The sequence below is a fragment of the Enterobacter vonholyi genome (assembly GCF_040834095.1).
In the GTDB taxonomy this organism is placed as follows: Bacteria; Pseudomonadota; Gammaproteobacteria; order Enterobacterales; family Enterobacteriaceae; genus Enterobacter; species Enterobacter vonholyi.
On the sequence record NZ_CP162152.1, the window covers coordinates 2,032,408 to 2,048,342 of the forward strand.

Annotated in this window: 18 protein-coding genes; 16 read left to right on the plus strand and 2 right to left on the minus strand. The window is 57.9% G+C overall.

The genetic code is table 11. The features are described 5' to 3' along the window. Positions 1-215: 215 nt before the first annotated feature. The 14 genes from paaA to AB3N39_RS09720 all read left to right on the plus strand — a co-directional run bounded on the left by paaA (position 216) and on the right by AB3N39_RS09720 (position 12,223). Positions 216-1,145: a 1,2-phenylacetyl-CoA epoxidase subunit PaaA gene (paaA, locus tag AB3N39_RS09655; protein WP_232057385.1), complete on the plus strand. Its 930-nt coding sequence runs from the start codon at positions 216-218 to the stop codon at positions 1,143-1,145. Between the two features lie 13 nt (positions 1,146-1,158). Beyond that, positions 1,159-1,446: a 1,2-phenylacetyl-CoA epoxidase subunit PaaB gene (gene paaB / locus AB3N39_RS09660; protein ID WP_003857353.1), complete on the plus strand. Its 288-nt coding sequence runs from the start codon at positions 1,159-1,161 to the stop codon at positions 1,444-1,446. 8 nt (positions 1,447-1,454) lie between these two features. Continuing rightward, on the plus strand, positions 1,455-2,201 hold the full coding sequence (gene paaC, locus AB3N39_RS09665; protein WP_133294325.1) for a 1,2-phenylacetyl-CoA epoxidase subunit PaaC: 747 nt from the start codon (positions 1,455-1,457) through the stop codon (positions 2,199-2,201). A gap of 11 nt (positions 2,202-2,212) precedes the next feature. Beyond that, positions 2,213-2,710 (plus strand): 1,2-phenylacetyl-CoA epoxidase subunit PaaD, encoded by a 498-nt coding sequence (gene paaD, locus AB3N39_RS09670; protein ID WP_367897252.1) that lies wholly within the window; start codon positions 2,213-2,215, stop codon positions 2,708-2,710. A gap of 7 nt (positions 2,711-2,717) precedes the next feature. Then, a complete protein-coding gene (gene paaE / locus AB3N39_RS09675; protein ID WP_348942700.1) occupies positions 2,718-3,788 on the plus strand; it encodes a 1,2-phenylacetyl-CoA epoxidase subunit PaaE in 1,071 nt (356 codons plus the stop codon). Next, entirely contained in the window at positions 3,785-4,552 is a 768-nt protein-coding gene (gene paaF, locus AB3N39_RS09680) for a 2,3-dehydroadipyl-CoA hydratase PaaF (protein WP_367897253.1), read from the plus strand. Before paaE ends, paaF begins: the two co-directional genes overlap by 4 nt. Continuing rightward, on the plus strand, positions 4,552-5,340 hold the full coding sequence (gene paaG, locus AB3N39_RS09685; protein ID WP_367897309.1) for a 2-(1,2-epoxy-1,2-dihydrophenyl)acetyl-CoA isomerase PaaG: 789 nt from the start codon (positions 4,552-4,554) through the stop codon (positions 5,338-5,340). Before paaF ends, paaG begins: the two co-directional genes overlap by 1 nt. Position 5,341: 1 nt before the next feature. Beyond that, the gene (gene paaH / locus AB3N39_RS09690; RefSeq protein WP_143345053.1) at positions 5,342-6,766 is read left to right on the plus strand and encodes a 3-hydroxyacyl-CoA dehydrogenase PaaH; all 1,425 of its coding nucleotides are present in this window, start codon (positions 5,342-5,344) and stop codon (positions 6,764-6,766) included. Beyond that, the gene (paaI, locus tag AB3N39_RS09695; RefSeq protein ID WP_143345054.1) at positions 6,756-7,178 is read left to right on the plus strand and encodes a hydroxyphenylacetyl-CoA thioesterase PaaI; all 423 of its coding nucleotides are present in this window, start codon (positions 6,756-6,758) and stop codon (positions 7,176-7,178) included. Before paaH ends, paaI begins: the two co-directional genes overlap by 11 nt. After that, positions 7,178-8,383: a 3-oxoadipyl-CoA thiolase gene (gene pcaF, locus AB3N39_RS09700; protein ID WP_367897254.1), complete on the plus strand. Its 1,206-nt coding sequence runs from the start codon at positions 7,178-7,180 to the stop codon at positions 8,381-8,383. Before paaI ends, pcaF begins: the two co-directional genes overlap by 1 nt. Positions 8,384-8,410: 27 nt before the next feature. Next, the gene (gene paaK / locus AB3N39_RS09705; protein WP_136194799.1) at positions 8,411-9,727 is read left to right on the plus strand and encodes a phenylacetate--CoA ligase PaaK; all 1,317 of its coding nucleotides are present in this window, start codon (positions 8,411-8,413) and stop codon (positions 9,725-9,727) included. A gap of 102 nt (positions 9,728-9,829) precedes the next feature. Further along, complete coding sequence (gene paaX / locus AB3N39_RS09710; RefSeq protein WP_028016008.1) at positions 9,830-10,765, plus strand: phenylacetic acid degradation operon negative regulatory protein PaaX; 936 nt, start codon at positions 9,830-9,832, stop codon at positions 10,763-10,765. Between the two features lie 9 nt (positions 10,766-10,774). Next, a complete protein-coding gene (gene paaY, locus AB3N39_RS09715) occupies positions 10,775-11,371 on the plus strand; it encodes a phenylacetic acid degradation protein PaaY (protein ID WP_143345056.1) in 597 nt (198 codons plus the stop codon). Between the two features lie 102 nt (positions 11,372-11,473). Continuing rightward, on the plus strand, positions 11,474-12,223 hold the full coding sequence (locus AB3N39_RS09720) for an SDR family oxidoreductase (protein ID WP_367897255.1): 750 nt from the start codon (positions 11,474-11,476) through the stop codon (positions 12,221-12,223). A gap of 10 nt (positions 12,224-12,233) precedes the next feature. Here AB3N39_RS09720 and AB3N39_RS09725 read toward each other — a convergent pair whose 3' ends face one another. Further along, a complete protein-coding gene (locus AB3N39_RS09725) occupies positions 12,234-13,475 on the minus strand; it encodes a serine hydrolase domain-containing protein (protein WP_367897256.1) in 1,242 nt (413 codons plus the stop codon). Positions 13,476-13,611: 136 nt separating this feature from the next. On the opposite strand from AB3N39_RS09725, the gene AB3N39_RS09730 reads away from it, so the two are divergent. Next, a complete protein-coding gene (locus AB3N39_RS09730) occupies positions 13,612-14,094 on the plus strand; it encodes a glutathione peroxidase (protein WP_288461670.1) in 483 nt (160 codons plus the stop codon). Positions 14,095-14,242: 148 nt separating this feature from the next. Here AB3N39_RS09730 and AB3N39_RS09735 read toward each other — a convergent pair whose 3' ends face one another. After that, positions 14,243-15,142, minus strand: a complete 900-nt coding sequence (locus AB3N39_RS09735; protein WP_136194802.1) for a LysR family transcriptional regulator — start codon at positions 15,140-15,142, stop codon at positions 14,243-14,245. A 125-nt stretch (positions 15,143-15,267) separates the two neighbouring features. Here AB3N39_RS09735 and AB3N39_RS09740 point away from each other — a divergent pair, with 125 nt between their 5' ends. Continuing rightward, positions 15,268-15,840 carry a flavin reductase family protein gene (locus tag AB3N39_RS09740; protein WP_248173988.1) on the plus strand — a complete coding sequence of 191 codons (573 nt, stop codon included), beginning with the start codon at positions 15,268-15,270 and terminating at the stop codon, positions 15,838-15,840. Positions 15,841-15,935 lie beyond the last annotated feature (95 nt).

The following is a 15,935-nucleotide window of genomic DNA, read 5'->3' on the forward strand; positions in this document are numbered from 1 at the left end:
TTTTTAATGAATTGTTAATGATGTGATCTGACTGGATGAATTTCAGAATACGAAGGCCCGCTTATCAAGGCTTTCAGCAAAAGGCTTGCGAGCAACGTCACAGAATCAGGAAACAATTCTTGGGGTTATATTTAACCTTTGTGTAACTTTTAAAAAACAAAGTGATTCAACATTACGCTTTAATTTGCAAACTAACGAATCATAAAGGTGATGACGTGACGCAAGAACAACGGTTTGAGCAGCGCATAGCGCAGGAGACGGCGATTGAGCCTCAGGACTGGATGCCTGACGCCTACCGTAAGACGTTGATCCGTCAGATTGGCCAGCATGCGCACTCCGAAATTGTCGGCATGCTGCCGGAAGGGAACTGGATCGCCCGCGCCCCGACGCTGCGCCGAAAAGCGATCCTGCTGGCGAAGGTGCAGGACGAAGCCGGACACGGGCTTTACCTCTACAGCGCGGCGGAAACGCTGGGCTGCGCGCGGGAAGACATCTACCAGAAGATGCTCGACGGCAAGATGAAATACTCCTCCATCTTCAACTATCCGACCCTGAGCTGGGCCGATATCGGCGTGATCGGCTGGCTGGTGGACGGCGCGGCCATCGTCAACCAGGTGGCGCTGTGCCGCACTTCCTATGGTCCGTATGCCCGCGCGATGGTGAAAATCTGTAAAGAAGAGAGCTTCCACCAGCGTCAGGGCTTTGAGGCCTGCATGGTGCTGGCGCAGGGCAGCGAGGCCCAGCGCCAGATGCTCCAGGACGCCATCAACCGCTTCTGGTGGCCGGCGCTGATGATGTTCGGGCCAAACGACGACAACTCGCCGAACAGCGCCCGCAGCCTGGCGTGGAAAATCAAGCGCTTCGGCAACGACGAGCTGCGCCAGCGCTTTGTCGACAACACGGTGCCGCAGGTGGAGATGCTGGGCATGACGGTGCCCGATCCCGACCTGCGCTTCGATGACGAGAGCGGTCATTACCGCTTCGGCGAGATCGACTGGCAGGAGTTTGACGAGGTCATTATCGGGCGCGGCATCTGCAACCACGAACGCCTGGCCGCCAAGCGTAAAGCCTGGGAAGAGGGCGCGTGGGTGCGGGAAGCCGCGCTGGCGCACGCCGAAAAACAGCGCGCCCGTCAGGCCGCATAAAGAGGAAATAACCATGAGCAATGTCTACTGGCCGCTATACGAAGTGTTCGTACGCAGCAAACAGGGGTTATCCCACCGTCACGTGGGCAGTCTGCATGCCGCCGACGACCGCATGGCGCTGGAAAATGCGCGCGATGCCTACACCCGGCGCAGCGAAGGGTGCTCTATCTGGGTGGTTAAGGCGAGCGAGATTGTCGCGTCCCAGCCGGAAGAGAGCGGCGAGTTTTTCGACCCGGCGGAAAGCAAGGTCTATCGACATCCGACGTTCTACACCATCCCTGACGGCATCGAGCACATGTGAGGCAAAGAATGAATTCAGTGACTGCCTATGCCCTGCGTCTGGGCGACAACGGTCTGGTGCTTTCCCAGCGTCTCGGCGCCTGGTGCGGCCACGCGCCGGAGCTGGAAATCGACCTCGCGCTCGCCAATATCGGTCTCGACCTGCTGGGCCAGGCGCGCAATTTCCTGACCTATGCCGCGGAGCTGGAAGGCCAGGGCGATGAAGACACGCTGGCGTTTGGTCGCGACGAACGCCAGTTCCGCAACGTCCTGCTGGTGGAGCAGCCGAACGGCAGCTTCGCCGACACGATTGCCCGCCAGTACCTGATGGATGCCTGGAACGTGGCGCTGTACGAACGCCTGACCCAAAGCCGCGACGGCCAGCTTGCCGCCATTGCCGCCAAGGCAATTAAAGAGGCGCGCTACCACCTGCGCTTCAGCCGCGGCTGGCTGGTGCGTCTGGGCGACGGCAGCGAAACGTCCGCGCAAAAAATGCAGCAGGCCATCGACAGCCTGTGGCGTTTTACGGCGGAGCTGTTTGAGGCGGATGACGTTGAGCTGGAATTGATTGACGCCGGTGTGGCGGTTGACCCGCGCCTCCTGCGTCAGCCGTGGGAAAGTGAAGTCTTTGCCGGTCTGAATGAAGCCTGCCTGCAGGTGCCCGCCGAGGTGGCGTACCGCACCGGGGGCAAGAGGGGGCTGCATACCGAACATCTGGGCCCGATGCTGGCGGAAATGCAGTATCTCCAGCGCGCGTATCCCGGTCAGCAGTGGTAAAGGAGAACGCTATGCAAAGCCTCGTCGACATCGCGCCCGCGCAAATCCCGCAGATCTGGGCGCTGTTAGGCCAGATCCCCGATCCGGAAGTGCCGGTGTTAACCATCACCGATTTAGGCATGGTGCGCAGCGTAAAGGCGCAGGGGGAAGGCTGGGTCATCGGCTTCACGCCCACCTACTCGGGCTGTCCGGCGACGGAGCACCTGCTGGGGGCGATCCGTGAGGCGATGACCGCGCACGGCTTTACTCCGGTGCACATTGTGCTCCAGCTTGAACCCGCCTGGACCACAGACTGGATGACCGCCGACGCGCGTGAGCGCCTGCGGGCGTACGGCATCAGTCCGCCGGTGGGGCATAGCTGTCACGCACACGCCCCAGCCGAGGTGAGCTGCCCGCGCTGCGCCAGCACCGACACCGCGCTTATCAGTGAATTTGGTTCGACGGCCTGCAAAGCGCTCTATCGCTGCAACACCTGCCGTGAGCCCTTCGACTATTTCAAATGCATTTGAGGCTGCCATGACAACGTTTCATTCATTAACAGTGGCAAAAGTGGAACCCGAAACCCGCGACGCGGTAACCATCACCTTTGCGGTGCCGCAGGCGCTGCAGGAGGCCTACCGCTTCCGCCCAGGCCAGCACCTGACGTTAAAAACGAAGCTTGGCGGGGACGAGCTGCGCCGCTGCTACTCCATCTGCCGGAGTACCGCCCCGGGCGAAATCAGCGTGGCGGTCAAGGCGATTGAAGGCGGGCGCTTTTCCCGCTATGCCCGGGATGAGATCAAAGCGGGCATGGCGCTGGAGGTAATGGTTCCTCAGGGGCAGTTTGGCTACCAGCCGCGGGCCGAACGCGAAGGCCACTATCTGGCAATTGCGGCAGGCTCCGGGATCACTCCGATGCTGGCGATTATCTCCGCGACGCTTGAGACCGAACCGAACAGCCATTTCACCCTGATCTACGGCAACCGCAGCAGCCAGAGCATGATGTTCCGCCAGGCGCTGGCGGACCTGAAGGACAAATACCCGCAGCGCCTGCAGCTGGTCTCCATATTCAGCCAGGAGCGGTTGGACAGCGACCTGCTGTATGGCCGCATCGACGGGGAAAAGCTGCAGGCGCTGGCGAAAACCCTGATCAACTTCCGCCAGTACGACGAGGCGTTTATCTGCGGCCCGTCCGCAATGATGGACGACGCGGAAGCCACGCTGAAGGCGCTGGGGATGCCGGACAAATCCATTCACCTTGAGCGCTTTAACACCTCCGGAATCACCGTTAAGCGCGCGGCGCACGTGCAGGTGGGTGGGCAAAAAGTGACCGTTCGCCAGGACGGGCGCGACCGTGAAATCACCCTGACGGCGGACGACGAAAGCATTCTCGATGCCGCCCTGCGTCAGGGAGCGGATCTGCCGTATGCCTGCAAGGGCGGCGTCTGCGCCACCTGTAAATGCAAAGTGCTGCGCGGGAAGGTGGACATGGCAACCAACTACAGTCTGGAGCCGGACGAGCTGGCGGCCGGGTATGTGCTGAGCTGCCAGTCGCTGCCGTTAACCGCCGACGTGATCGTCGACTTCGACGCGAAGGGGATGGCATGAGCGAACTGATTGTTACCCGTCATGGCCGCGTGCTGCAGCTGACGCTAAACCGTCCGGCGGCGCGCAACGCCCTCAACAACGCGCTGTTGACCCAGCTTGCGGAACAGCTTGAGGCCGCTGCCGTGGATGCCGAGATTTCCGTCTGCGTGATTTACGGCAGCAAGCGCTGCTTTGCCGCCGGGGCCGATCTCAACGAAATGGCGGAGAAAGACCTGCTCGCCACGCTGAACGATATCCGCCCGCAGCTGTGGGCGCGTATCAATGCTTTTCCTAAACCGCTGATCGCCGCCGTAAACGGCTTCGCCCTGGGGGCGGGCTGCGAGCTGGCGCTGCTGTGCGACGTGGTGATTGCCGGTGACAACGCCCGTTTCGGCCTGCCGGAAATCACGCTTGGCATCATGCCCGGCGCGGGCGGCACCCAGCGCCTTATCCGCAGCGTCGGTAAATCGCTGGCCAGCAAAATGGTGCTGACCGGCGAGAGCATTTCCGCCGGGCTGGCGCTGAACGCCGGGCTGGTGAGCGACGTTTTCCCGGCGGCGCTGACGCTGGAGTATGCCCTGAAGCAGGCGGCCCTGATGGCGCGCCACTCGCCGCTGGCGCTGCAGGCGGCCAAACAGGCGCTGCGCCAGTCCCAGGAGGTGCCGCTCCAGGCCGGTCTGGCCCAGGAGCGCCAGCTGTTTACGCTGCTTTCTGCCACCGAAGACCGCCGGGAAGGCATCAACGCCTTCCTACAAAAACGCACTCCCGACTTTAAAGGACGCTAATTGTGGAATTTATTCTCAGTCATGTAGAACAGGGCGTGATGACCCTTACGCTGAACCGTCCGGAGCGTCTGAACAGCTTTAACGACGTGATGCACCAGCAGCTGGCCGACTGCCTGAAACAGGCCGAGCGCGATGACACTATCCGCTGCCTGCTGATCACCGGGGCAGGACGCGGCTTCTGTGCCGGTCAGGACCTGAACGACCGCAACGTCGACCCCAACGGCCCGGCGCCGGATCTGGGCATGTCCGTCGAAACCTTCTACAACCCGCTGGTGCGCCGCCTGGCAAAGCTGCCGAAGCCGGTCATCTGTGCCGTTAACGGCGTAGCGGCGGGCGCGGGCGCCACGCTGGCGCTCGGGTGCGACATGGTGATTGCGGCGCGCTCCGCCAGCTTTGTGATGGCCTTCAGCAAGCTCGGTCTGGTGCCGGACTGCGGCGGCACCTGGCTGCTGCCGCGCGTGGCCGGACGCGCCCGCGCCATGGGGCTGGCTTTGCTCGGCGACAAGCTCAGCGCCGAACAGGCGCAGGCGTGGGGCATGATCTGGCAGGTGGTGGATGACGAGCAGCTCTCCACCACGGCACAGCAGATGGCCCTGCATTTTGCGTCGCAGCCGACCTTCGGCCTGGGGCTGATCAAGCAGGCGATCAATGCTTCGGAAACCAATACTCTGGACGCTCAGCTCGATCTCGAGCGCGACTATCAGCGCCTGGCCGGGCGCAGCGACGACTACCGCGAGGGCGTTAGCGCCTTCCTTGCGAAGCGCGCGCCGAACTTTACGGGGAAATAAGATGCTGAACATACGTACGGTCGCCGTGATCGGCAGCGGCACGATGGGTGCCGGGATTGCCGAAGTGGCGGCCAGCCACGGGCATCAGGTGCTGCTCTATGACATTTCCAGCGATGCGGTATCCCGCGCTATCGACGGGATCCGCCAGCGTCTGGCCTCCCGTGTGACGCGCGGAAAACTCTCCGCCGATGCCGGGAGCCAGACCCTTGCCCGGCTTGTTCCCGTCACGGAGATCGACGCGCTCTCCGCGGCCGATCTGGTGATTGAAGCGGCCTCCGAGCGGCTGGAGGTGAAAAAGGCGCTGTTTGCCCAGCTGGCTGAGATCTGCCCGCCGCAGACGGTGCTGACCAGCAATACCTCCTCCATCTCCGTCACGGCGATTGCGGCGGACGTCCACCACCCGGAGCGCGTCGCAGGGCTGCATTTCTTTAACCCGGCGCCGGTGATGAAGCTGGTGGAGGTGGTCAGCGGGCTGGGGACCTCCCCGGAAGTGGCCGACGCGCTGTGCGAGCTGGCGCTGAACTGGGGCAAACAGCCCGTTCGCTGCCAGTCAACGCCGGGGTTCATCGTCAACCGCGTCGCGCGTCCGTTTTATTCCGAAGCCTGGCGCGCGCTGGAAGAGCAGGTCGCCCCGCCTGAGGTGATTGATGCCGCCCTGCGCGACGGCGGCGGTTTCCCGATGGGGCCGCTGGAGCTGACCGACATGATTGGCCAGGACGTGAATTTTGCGGTGACCTGCTCGGTATTTAACGCCTTCTGGCAGGAGCGTCGTTTTCTGCCTTCGCTGGTCCAGCAGGAGCTGGTGCTGGCTGGAAGGCTGGGCAAGAAAAGCGGGAAGGGCGTGTACGACTGGCAGGGCGACAAACCTGACGTGCAGTGGGTTGAGTCGGTGAACGACAGCTATAGCCCGATGCGCGTGGAAAAAATACGTGACGGTGTCACAGAAATTGATGATGTGTACCTGATTGAAACGCAGGGAGAGACCGCGCAGGCGCTGGCGCTGCGGCTCAACGGCCCGGTAGTTGTGGTCGACCGGATTGAGCGTGACGTGGCGGTCATTGCCGCCGCCGCCAGCAACCCGCATACCGCGACGCAAAAAGCTATCCGCTACCTGCAGCAGCAGGGACACCGGGTGGTGCGAATTGCCGATTATCCCGGCCTGCTGATCTGGCGAACGCTGGCGATGATTGCCAACGAAGCGCTGGATGCCCTGCAAAAAGGGGTCGCCAGCGAGAAGGATATCGACACGGCCATGCGCCTGGGCGTGAACTACCCGAGCGGGCCGATCGCCTGGGGTGAGCGCCTGGGCTGGCAGCGCCTGCTGACGCTGCTGGAGAACCTGCAGCGTCATTACGGCGAAGAGCGCTATCGCCCCTGTTCACTGCTGCGCCAGCGCGCGCTTCTGGAGAGTAGCTATGAGTCATAACGCCTGGCATAACGCCCGCACCATGTACGAACGGGACGCCTGCGCGCAGGCGATGGGGATGGACATTGTCGAGATGGACGAGGGCTACGCGGTGGTAACCATGACCATCACCCCGCAGATGCTGAACGGCCACAAAACCTGCCACGGCGGGCAGCTGTTTTCGCTGGCGGACACTGCCTTTGCCTACGCCTGCAATAGTCAGGGGCTGGCGGCGGTGGCCTCCGGCTGCTCGATTGATTTCCTGCGTCCGGGCTTCGCCGGGGACACGCTCACCGCCACCGCGCGGGTTAAGCATCAGGGCAAGATGACCGGCGTGTACGACATTGAAATCCAGAACCAACAACAGAAAACCGTCGCCCTTTTTCGCGGAAAATCTCACCGCATCGGCGGCAGCGTGACAGGAGAGGCCTGATGCGTGACGCATTTATTTGTGATGGCGTTCGAACCCCGGTGGGCCGTTACGGCGGCGCGCTTTCCGCTGTTCGAACTGACGATCTCGGTGCCGTTCCGCTGCGCGCGCTGCTGGCCCGCTACCCGCAGCTCGATCTGGGGCGGATTGACGACGTGATTTTCGGCTGCGCCAACCAGGCGGGGGAAGATAACCGCAACGTGGCGCGCATGTCGTCGCTGCTGGCCGGGCTGCCGCAGACGGTATCCGGAACCACCATTAACCGCCTGTGCGGTTCCGGGCTGGACGCGATTGGTTTTGCCGCGCGCACCATTAAGGCGGGCGATGGCGAGCTGCTGATTGCGGGCGGCGTGGAGTCGATGTCGCGCGCGCCGTTTGTGATGGGCAAAGCCACCGCCGCGTTTCAGCGTCAGGCGGAGATCTTTGATACCACCATCGGCTGGCGATTTGTGAATCCGCTCATGCATCAGCAATTCGGAACTGACAGTATGCCGGAAACGGCAGAGAATGTAGCTGAATTGTTAAATATCAGCCGTGCCGATCAGGACGCGTTCGCCCTGCGCAGCCAGCAGCGTACCGCGCTGGCACAGCAGAACGGCATTCTGGCGCAGGAGATCGTGCCGGTGCAGGTGCCGGGTAAAAAAGGTGCGATCACAGCGTTCAGCGTGGATGAACATCCGCGCGCGGACACCACGCTTGAACAGCTTGCCGGGCTGAAAACGCCGTTCCGTAAGAACGGGGTGGTCACGGCGGGGAATGCCTCCGGGGTCAACGACGGCGCTGCGGCGCTGATCGTCGCCAGCGAGAATATGGCGCTGGCGCAGGGGTTAGTCCCGCGCACGCGGATCGTGGCGATGGCGACGGCAGGCGTGGAGCCACGTCTGATGGGGCTCGGCCCGGTGCCGGCCACCCGCAGGGTGCTGGAGCGCGCCGGACTCAGTATTCACGATATGGACGTCATCGAGCTTAACGAAGCTTTCGCCGCGCAGGCGCTGGGCGTGCTGCGTCAGCTGGGCCTGCCGGACGATGCCGCGCACGTTAACCCGAACGGTGGCGCGATTGCGCTGGGCCACCCGCTGGGCATGAGCGGCGCCAGGCTGGCGCTGGCCGCGAGTAATGAACTGCACCGACGCGGCGGGCGCTACGCGCTGTGTACGATGTGCATCGGTGTGGGTCAGGGCATTGCCATGATCCTTGAGCGTGTTTGAGCATAAAAACAATGTGAGTACCCTACAATGACAAATACAACAAAGCTTGATCCGATTGAAACGGCCTCCCTTGACGAGTTACAGGCGCTGCAGACAGAGCGTCTGAAATGGACGCTGCATCACGCCTACAACAACGTGCCGATGTACAAACGCAAGTTTGACGCCGCGGGCGTTCACCCTGACGATTTCAAAGAGCTGGCGGATATCCGTAAATTCCCGTGCACCACCAAGCAGGACCTGCGGGATAACTATCCGTTCGATACCTTTGCCGTGCCGATGGAGCAGGTGGTGCGCATTCACGCGTCTTCCGGCACCACCGGCAAACCGACTGTTGTCGGCTACACGCAGGGCGACATTGATAACTGGGCCAACCTGGTGGCCCGCTCCCTGCGCGCGGCGGGCGGCAGCGCGAAGGACAAAATTCACGTGGCGTATGGCTACGGCCTGTTTACCGGCGGGCTGGGGGCGCACTATGGCGCAGAGCGTTTAGGCGCGACGGTGATCCCGATGTCCGGCGGCCAGACGGAGAAACAGGCGCAGCTGATCCGTGATTTCCAGCCGGACATGATCATGGTGACACCATCCTACTGCCTCAACCTGATTGAGGAGCTGGAGCGCCAGATGGGCGGCGATGCCAGCGGCTGTTCCCTGCGCGTGGGCGTCTTCGGCGCCGAGCCGTGGACGCAGGCCATGCGCCGCGAAATTGAAAAACGCTTGGGCATTACGGCGCTGGACATCTATGGCCTCTCCGAGGTGATGGGCCCGGGCGTGGCGATGGAGTGTATCGAAACCGTCGACGGCCCGACCATCTGGGAAGATCATTTCTACCCTGAGATCGTCAACCCGAACGACGGCACGCCGCTGGATGACGGCCAGCAGGGCGAGCTGCTGTTCACCACGCTGACCAAAGAGGCGCTGCCGGTGATCCGCTACCGCACCCGCGACCTGACGCGCCTGCTCCCGGCCACCGCGCGCAGCATGCGCCGTATGGACCGGATCAGCGGCCGCAGCGACGATATGCTGATCATCCGCGGCGTCAACGTCTTCCCGTCGCAGCTGGAAGAGGAGATCGTGAAGTTCGAACATCTTTCGCCGCACTACCAGCTGGAGGTGAACCGTCGCGGACATCTTGATTCACTTTCCGTGAAGGTGGAGCTAAAAGAGAGCAGCCTCACGCTGACCCACGAGCAGCGTTGTCAGGTGTGCCACCAGCTGCGCCACCGCATTAAGTCGATGGTGGGGATTTCCACCGACGTGACGATCGTGAACTGCGGCAGCATCCCGCGCTCGGAGGGAAAAGCCTGCCGGGTGTTTGATTTGCGTAAAGCGGCGGCCAACGGTTAAGTTTCCTCTCACCCCGGCCCTCTTCCAAAGGGAGGGGGTTAGGGTGAAGGGCTATCCCAGAATCCTATGCTATGATTCATCCAGGACAAAAATAACAACAGAATGAATCACATGAATAAACTCGACGCCTTTATCCAGCACGCGGTCAGCTCCGTTCCCGTCAGCGGGACCTCGCTTATCTCCTCGTTATACGGTGACGCGCTTTCCCATCGCGGCGGTGAGATTTGGCTCGGCAGCCTGGCTGCCTTACTGGAAGGCATGGGGTTTGGCGAACGGTTCGTGCGTACCGCGCTGTTTCGCCTCAACAAAGAGGGCTGGCTGGACGTCTCGCGCATCGGACGACGTAGCTTTTACCGCCTGAGCGATAAGGGGCTGCGCCTGACGCGTCGCGCGGAGAATAAGATCTACCGCGCGGAACTGCCCGCCTGGGACGGAAAATGGCTATTGCTGCTCTCCGAGGGGCTGGATAAAACCACCCTGGCCGACGTTAAAAAGCAGCTGATCTGGCAGGGGTTTGGCACGCTGGCGCCGAGCCTGATGGCCTCGCCGTCGCAGCATCTTGCGGACGTGCAGTCCCTGCTTCACGATGCCGGCGTGGCGGAAAACGTGATTTTCTTTGAAGCCCACTCGCCGCTGGCGCTCTCCCGCGCCGCGCTGCGTTCACGCGTGGAAGAGTGCTGGCAGTTAACCGAGCAAAACGCGATGTACGAGTCGTTTATCAGCTCGTTCCGGCCGCTGCTGCCGCTGCTGAAAGAGGCCGCGCCCGAGGAGCTGACGCCGGAACGCTGCTTCCAGATCCAGCTGCTGCTGATTCACTTTTATCGTCGCGTGGTGCTGAAGGATCCGCTACTGCCGGAAGAGTTACTGCCCGCGCACTGGGCGGGGCAAAGCGCCCGACAGCTCTGCATAAATATCTATCAGCGTGTCGCGCCGGGAGCGCTGGCGTTTGTCAGCGAGAAGGGCGAAACCTCCGTCGGCGAACTGCCCGTGCCCGGCACGCTCTACTATCAGCGCTTTGGTGGTCTCACAAGCGCATAAGGAGGGAAGATGCCTGTTTATCAAATTGACGGCCTGACGCCGGTCGTGCCTGACGAGAGCTACGTTCACCCAACGGCGGTGCTGATTGGCGACGTGATTCTGGGCAAAGGCGTTTATGTCGGTCCTAATGCCAGCCTGCGCGGTGATTTTGGCCGTATCGTGGTGAAAGACGGGGCGAACATTCAGGATAATTGCGTGATGCACGGCTTCCCGGAGCAGGACACGGTGGTGGAAGAGGACGGGCATATCGGCCACAGCGCCATTCTTCACGGCTGCGTGATCCGCCGCAATGCGCTGGTGGGCATGAACGCGGTGGTGATGGACGGGGCGGTCATTGGTGAAAACAGCATCGTCGGCGCGGCTGCGTTCGTGAAGGCGAAAGCGGAGATGCCCGCCAACCATTTGATTATCGGCAGCCCGGCCAAAGCGATTCGCGAGCTGAGCGAGCAGGAGCTCGTCTGGAAGCAGCAGGGCACGCGGGAATACCAGGTGCTGGTGGAGCGCTGCAAGCTGACGATGCATCAGGTTGAACCGCTGCGCGAGGTTGAGCCTGAACGGAAGCGGCTGACGTTTGATGAGAATTTAAGGCCGAAGTCGGCGGTGTAGGACGGGAAGTCTGCGCCAGGGCACTAACGGGAAGATGTGACCCCGCCTCATCATGCTATAAATCCTCCGACACAGACTCATCACGATAAAGGACGCAGAGTTATGCTGAGAGGAAAACGCGCTGTTATCACGGGCGGCGGCGGGGGATTTGGTCAGGCGCTTTGCGTCTGGCTGGCGCGAGAGGGCGTTGACGTTGATTTTAGCGCCCGTCGCGAGGAGGATATAGAAAAAACTTGCGCCCTCATCGCGGCTGAAGGGTGTGTGGCAAGAGGGTATCTCTGTGATTTAGCCCAGCCGGAATCCGTTTCTCAGTTCTCTTCGCAAGTCTTACATTCAGACAGGCCAATCGATATTTTAATACTGAATGCTGCTCAGTGGCTGTCAGGAACAATAGACGAACAATCGAGCTCTGAAATCGTCAATACCGTTAGTTCAGGCCTGACAGGTTCAATCCTGCTCACCCAGACGCTGCTTTCAGGATTGCGACGCTCAGACGGCGCAGACATCATTGCGATTATATCCGCATGCGGTATTCCGAACTTTACAGATTCCATTGCCCATCCCGCTTTTTTTGCCAGTAAACACGGGCTAAGCGGCTTTCTAACGAAACTGTCAGCACACTTATCCAAAGAAAATATTCGGGTAACCGGGTTATATCCGCCTGATTTTGAACTGACCGGTTTAGATGCACATGTCGATCGTCAAACAAGAATGGGGGAGTGTCTGGTGAATGGACGGTCCATCTGGGAAACGATGCGTTTTGTGCTGACTCAGCCTCGAAGTTGCCATATTAGTACCATCTACTTTCAGGGGCCGACTCGTGAAGATCTGGCGCATCAGGCCTTAATCTGACTGCGGGCACTCACCGTAATTGCTGATAAACGCGTTCAGGCATCCCATTATTCGCAAAACGGTTGCCAGAGATACTAAGGCTGTCTTTTTTCGCCATATCCATCAACAGCGCGATGCCAATGTAATTACTCCAGTTAAAGGTATTTTGCAGCACCACCACCGCATTGCCTTTTTCTTTGTCATAACCGATAAAGCTGGAGTAGCCGCCGATATAGCCGACCTGATAGGTGATTTTTTCCAGACCGATAAAGTCGGTGGTCCAGGCAATACCCTGTATCCCGTCGGGACGTTGAATATCGGTATTTCTGACTTCGGCAAAGACGCTGTCCAGCAAGGGATTGTGGGTCGTCGATACGTGATAGCGCGCATAGGCCGCCAGATCTTCGGCGTTGCTGTATAAGCTCGCTGCCGCCACCATGTTGTTGGAAAAATGCCAGTCCGGCGTGAGCTGTCCGCGCGGGATGAATTTCGGCTGATCGCCTGCGTGGCCGAGGGCGCGCTGCGGGTATCCTTTTAGCTGCTGTGGCGTAAAGCTGCTGTTAGCCATTTGCAGCGGATGGAAAATATAGCGCGAGGCTAAACTCTGGATATCTTCGCCTGTTTTGTGTTTCAGGATATAGCCGATCAGCGCGTAGCCGGTATTGGAGTATTGCGGCACTTTATTCTTTGGCGCTTGCCATTCGGCGAGGTAACGCAGCACGTTATCGCTATCCAGCTCGCCGTAGAAATTATCGCCCGTGCTTAAATAGCTGATGAATTTTCCAAGCATCGGAACATCCATATTCTGACGCGGCAGGCCGGAGGTGTGGGTTACCAGTTCAAGCAGGGTGATTTTTTGTGCATCCGCGCTAAGCGGGGTACCTGGCGGTAACAATGTTGCCAGGCTATCGTTCCAGTTCAGTTGCCCTTTATTGACCAGACAAGCCACCACTTCCGCCGTGATCCCTTTGCTGAGCGAGCCGAGAGCAAACAGGGTGTCGGGCATGACCGGATAACGATTGACCGCATCGGTTACGCCCCAGGTGTAAAACTGCGGTGAGCCGTGATTATGAATGACCGCGACCGTCATTCCCGGAACGGATTTTTGCGCCATGTAGTGACGCACCACGCTGTCAACGTCGCCATCCAGCGAATCATGGGTGAGAAGTTCCTGAGTACCTTCCGGGGAGGACATTTGTGAAAGCGTGCCACAACCGCTGAGGAGTGGGAGAGTAAGCAGAAGCCAGCGAAATTTTTTTGTTATGTTCTGCATACCTGATAGCGAGTGTGGTGGTCATTGGCGCGCCAGGAATGTATCACAAATAGCCTGCTTGAATGTAAACTTTCTACACGGTGACGGCCCTGTGGATGGTCACCGTGACTTTTCGGCCAACTTTGAGGGATTTTGTATGACTCGCTTTTATCAACTTACCGCCACCCGTCTGGATGGACAGCTTACCTCTATGGCCGACTATGCCGGAAAGGTGGTTTTGGTCGTGAATACCGCCAGCCAGTGTGGCTTCACGCCGCAATATGCTGGTCTTGAAGCGCTGTACAAGAAGTACGCCGATCGGGGGTTAGTGGTGCTGGGCTTCCCCTGCAACCAGTTCGGTAAACAGGAACCCGGCGGCGCCGACGAAATCTCGAAAACCTGTTACATCAACTACGGCGTGAGTTTCCCGATGTTCGAGAAGGTTGAGGTTAACGGTAGCGCAGCGCATCCGCTGTTTCGTTATCTTAAAAACGAATTACCCGGCGTGCTGGGTGAGCGAATTAAGTGGAACTTTACTAAGTTTCTTATCGGACGCGACGGTAAACCACTGAAGCGCTTTGCTCCGATGACTACCCCAGAGAAAATGGAGGGGGAGATTGTTGAGGCTTTGCGGAGTTAGGTGCTGTGGTGACTGGAGCATTCCACAAATCCAGTGCTAACGAAAATGAATTATATGGAAGCTGGCAACGGACGCCCCTCGATTGTGGAAGGTCTTACTGCCTTTCCTTATGACTGCTTTGTGCCAGGAGCGGACGTTGAGGAGAAGATTATTTTGATGCGAAATATTTACGTAATATTGTTTCTAATAGCGAAAAAACGACAGTCACTCTTTTGGGAGTAATCAACTGGTAAGGCCGATATAAATAAAATTGCCATTTCTCCTGTCGCAGTTCAGGCAGTGGGGGAACAAGTTGACCGCTTGCTAAGTACTCCCTACAGATAAAATCGCTGGATTGTACAACCGTTTTCCCGGCCAATGCAGCCTGAATCTCGGCGTATGGGTCTGTAGTATAAAACTCAATATGACGAGGGACAAAAGTATTCACTGCGTCACTCATAAACTCAAATGATTTTCCCGTCTCAGGATTAATTAAACCACTAAATGGATAACGCTGTCGAAGATCTTCTAAATCAGTTGGTGCTCCCAGGCGAGCAATGAGTTCAGGGGACGCAACCAGAATATGTTCAACTTGCCCGATATTTTTAATTATAAAGTTTGGATTAGGTTCTCGCCCTACACGTATACCTATATCGATACGATGCTCGATAGTATCAAGTTTCATCATATCTAAACGCCAGTCGATAAATAACTCAGGATATGGACGTAGAGCAGTCAAAAGTTCATACAAGATTTGTTCATGATTTGGAAATCGAAGTAATGTGATACGAACAATACCCTTCATTTCATTATCATCTTTCGCTGCCTGAAATAGCTTTTCAGAATCTTCCAGCAAGCGCTTCGCTTGGGGTAAAAATAACTCACCGAAACTGGTGAGAAAGATCGAGCGAGTATTGCGTTTGAAAAGAGGTTCACCAAGCTGTTTCTCCAACTCAGCGACTGTTCGGGTTACTACTGATGGTGAAACCGACAGCTTTATGGCTGCTTCGCGGAAGTTCAGGGTTTCAGAGGCAATGATAAAAAACTTTAGAGCATCAAGTTTGTTCATGATTGTTGTGAAAATTGCAATAATGTATTTTGATAATAGCAATTAATTTGCAACTATTCCAGTCATATAATCGAACAATCAAATAAGCAACCTCTCTTACTTTTCAGAATTCAAAAGAGTAAATTATGTCAATTCAACCAGTAGAGTTAAACAAAGCCTATCGTTTATTGCAGCTCGGGCCAACGACGATGATATCGGCTAAAAATAATGGTATTGAAAATGTCATGGCAGCTGCCTGGGTGGGATTAGTAGGCAATAACAAAGTGATGGCTTTTATAGGTCCACAGGCATTTACACGCGGCCTTGTCGAAAAAAGTGGATATTACGTTGTCCAGGTCCCAGTAGTAAATCAGATGGAAATGGTTTTATATGCAGGCGGTCACAGTTATTCTGACACACCCGAAAAAAACAATAAAATCCCACTTTTTTATCAGAAAGAGTTTGATCTGCCTTTAGTTGTAGGTTGCGCTGGCTGGCTAGTCTGTAAGGTTATACCCAATGAAGAAAATGAAAAGCAGCACAACTTGTTCATGGGGGAAATTGTCGGAGCATGGAGTGATGACCGCGTTTTCAGGAATGGGCACTGGATTTTTGATGATGCGCCTGATGAACTACGTACTGTCCATTACGTAGCTGGCGGACAGTTTTACGCCATTGGCAAAGGTACAAAATTTAATTATGGTCCGGGAAAAGACTAATCCTTACTTCTGTATAAATGTAGCCATATAAAATGGCTACATAGAGGTAAGAGCACCAAAATCAACCCACTAAAGATGTCCGCTCTTCGCTCAAA